The 3,617-nt window shown below is 60.2% G+C and carries 2 protein-coding genes; both read left to right on the top strand.

Going from position 1 to position 3,617, the window contains the following annotated elements; translation table 11 throughout:
- The coding region (locus tag ACXJL8_RS36545) for a hypothetical protein (protein WP_456686579.1) at positions 1-911 on the top strand (911 nt) is incomplete at its 5' end.
- Positions 912-1,028: 117 nt separating this feature from the next.
- On the top strand, positions 1,029-3,617 hold a 2,589-nt coding region (locus tag ACXJL8_RS36540; protein WP_456686578.1), incomplete at its 3' end, for an ATP-binding protein.

Here is a 3,617-nt window from a genome sequence, read left to right as displayed (position 1 = left end):
GCATAGTATACTACCATGCCGGCCGGATTGCGGAGGCTCAAGGCCTGCTGGAATTGTCGCTCCATCGTGATGACGAGGCTGCACGACAATTGCTGATCAAGCGATTTGGCTATGATCGCAAGGTCGACAACCTGGCCGGTCTTGCGACCTTGGCGTGGTTGCGTGGCTCTCCGGATCAAGCCCGCAGGTTCAACCAGATGGCCGTCGCCGAGGCGCGCCAATCCAATCGGACCGTGAACCTTTGCGGGGCGCTGACCTTTGCAGGCTTCATCGCATATTTGACCAATCCGGATGACGGCGAAGCCGAAGCACTCGTGGACGAACTCGTCACCCATGCCGGGAAATACGCTCTGCACAACTACCAGGGCTTTGGTCTCGGCATGCAAGCCATCTACGAAATCAGGCGAGGAGGACAAATCACGGTAGCGTCCGCGATGCTCCAATCGGGTCTCGATAAGCTGTCCGCGGCGCGCTACGGGATTTTCAACTGGATCCTGCAAGCGGAGTTGGCGATGTGCATGGCCCACGCGGGCCTTCCGAGGGAAGGGCTCGATGTCTTCGAGCGCGCGAAGATCGACCTCGACGAAAGCCGATGGTACGGCCCGGAACTGCACCGCATCAGGGGAGAATTGGCGCTGAGCAGCGGCGAGGGATTGGCGGCTGGCAGGCAATACTTTCAGCGCGCGTTCGAGCTCGCAAACAGGCAGGGGAGCCTGTCGTGGGCGCTCAGGGCTGCGACGAGCCTCGCCATTGCCGAGACGTCGGCTGGGCGAAAGGAGGTCGCTTGGCGCATGTTGCAAGTCACTCACGCGAAGTTTCGAGAGGACTTTGAGACCCGCGATCTGCGGCTGGCGAGGCAGGTGTTGGACGGTTCACACCAGCGTGATGGCGCTATCAATTCGGTGCGGTGACCGGCTTGTTGCCAAAGGAGGTTTCGTTTAACACTTGATCGGCTGGCGTGCGTTTGCGCAAGACTGACGGCGAATGGTGCGATAACCAGATCGTCGACGGTCTTGACGGAATTATTGATGTCGGTCCAACCAATTGGCTCATCGAGTGCAACCCGGCTCCAGTTTGGCCCATTCGAGCTGAATGTCGCCGAACGGTCTCTCAGCAAGGCGGACCGGATCCTTCCCCTGGGTGGCAGGGCCTACGACATCCTGATCGCTCTGCTCGAAAACGCCGGTGAAGTCGTCCCGAAGTCGGAGCTGATCGCGAAGGCTTGGCCTGACGTCACGGTGGAGGAGGGCAGTCTTCGCGTCCACCTGTCGGCACTGCGCAAGGCACTGGGCGACGGCCAGTTCGGCAACAAGTACATCGCGAACGTCCAGGGCCGCGGCTATAGCTTCATCGCGCCGGTCATGCGACTTCCCGCGGACCGCGACAGGGGAAGTGCATCTTCGGGATCGTCCAACCTGCCGCCCGCACTGGGGCGCATGGTCGGCCGCAACAACGTCGTCCTTGAAATTCAGCGTCTGCTTCAGACGGAACAGCGCCTGATTACAATTTTGGGTACCGGAGGTATCGGCAAGACGACGGTTGCCCTGTCGGTCGGGCACGGGGTGCTGGCCGACTTCTCCGGAGCGGTATTCTTTGTCGATCTTTCAACGATAAACGAGAATGAGCAGGTCATCGGCGCTGTCGCTTCCGCGATCGGGCTGGCCCCGCAATCGGTCGATCCAAGGGAGGCGTTGCTCAATTTTCTGCGCGCGCGAAGGGCGCTCGTCATTCTTGATAGTTGCGAGCATCTCATCGAGGGAGTCGCGGAGATCGCCGACTATATCTTCCGGAATGCACCCGAAATCTACATGCTCGCGACCAGCAGGGAAATCCTGCGCGTTCCTGGCGAGCGCGTATTTCGTCTTTGTCCACTGGACTGCCCGCCGGAGCAGCCGCGACCGACCGCGTCAGAGGTGCTTGCCTATCCGGCGGTACGGTTGTTCGCCGAACGCGTCAGTGCTCGCCGTGGCAACTTTACGCTCAGTGACGACGAAGCCCCCATGGTTGCCGAGATTTGCCGCAAGCTCGATGGCATTGCGCTCGCCATCGAACTCGCCGCCGGAAGAGCCGCTGTTTTCGGCGTCGGGAATACCGTGGCAAGGCTGGGTTCGCGCCTGGATCTTCTGAAGTTTGGCCGTCGGACCGCGAATCCGCGGCATCAGACACTGAAAGCAACGCTGGACTGGAGTCACGATCAGCTGTCCGAGTTCGAACGAATTGTGCTGCGACGTGTGGCGATCTTCGTCGGGCACTTTTCGTTGGAAGCGGCGTGTGCGGTTGTGGAGCAGCGAGGAGTTGACCGGTCCGAGATCGAGGGCGCAATCGAAAGTCTGGTCAGCAAGTCGCTGATCGTGGCGTGGCCGAGCTACCGGCGGATGCTTTACCGATTGCTCGACACCACGCGTTCCTATGCCTTGGAGAAGCTCGCTGCGAGCGGTGAACGTCATTCCATGGCGGCGCGTCACGCCAGCCATTTGAGCCAATCATTGGAAAACAACCGGGGCAATCTTTTCGAGCTCGAGCCCGGACAATCTTTGGCAGGCGCGATACAACACTACCTTGGCGATACTCGTGCCGCGCTTGAATGGAGCTTTGGCCCCGATGGAAACGATAGCGCGGCCATACGAATGGCGGCGGCCGCCTCGCAGTTGCTTCTGGCCAAGTCGCTTTTCACGGAGTGCCGGGATTGGATGGAGAGGGCGATAGGTCGGATTGCGGCGGACTGCGACCCGCAGGACCAGATGGAAATCCACGCTTCGCTTGCCTTGTCGCTGATGTTCACCGCCGGGAACAGTGAAAGGGTTCGCGATGCCTTCAATACGGCGTTGACATTCGCAGAGCGGCGCGCGGATGCCTACCAGCAGCTGCGTCTTCTCAGCGGGCTGTCGATGTATCTTCATCGGACAATCGACGCAGCGGGCAGCCTTGAAGTTGCGCTACGCGCTGAGTCCGTCGCGAACAAGACCGGACATCCGGAAGATGCGGCGCTTGCGGATTCGATGCTGGGGGCCGCGTATTACATGCTTGCGGACCATGTCCGCGCGCCAAAATACCTCGAACGGGCCCTGCGCGGGGCGCCGGCCTCCCGACGGTTCAACGCAACTCAATATCTGTTTGATCTGCGCACCACGTCCCTGTTCAACCTGACCCGATCGCATTGGTTTGCCGGCAATCTCGACCGGGCCGCCGGTTATGCTGAAAGAACCATCGAGGAAGCAGAGGGAGCGGATCATCCGATTGCTCTGTGTCGAGCCTTGATTCTGACGATGCCTTTCTATTTCTGGATCGACGATCTGGGACAGGTCGAGCGGAACCTCTCTGCGCTCGAACTCACTGCCGAGAAGTATTCGCTGGAGCCATTTCGAGCTGTCGGCGGGGGACTTAGGGGGCGCTTTCTGGTCCGCGTCGGCCGGACAGAGGATGGCATGTGCCATCTGCGGGACAGCTTGGAAAAGCTGAGGATACTGCGATACGAAATGCTGGTAACGGATCTTGTCTCCGAATTGGCCGTCGGTCTGGCAAAACAAAACGAACGCGCGGAAGCGWTGGCTCTCATTAATGGTTCGATCGCCACGCAGCTTGGATCGAAGAGGCCGCTTCACCTTCCGGCGCTGTTC

It is taken from the genome of Bradyrhizobium sp. P5_C11_2, assembly GCF_054049755.1.
The sequence above is the reverse complement of the archived record's forward strand: the minus strand, read 5'-3'. Positions and strand labels throughout refer to the sequence as shown.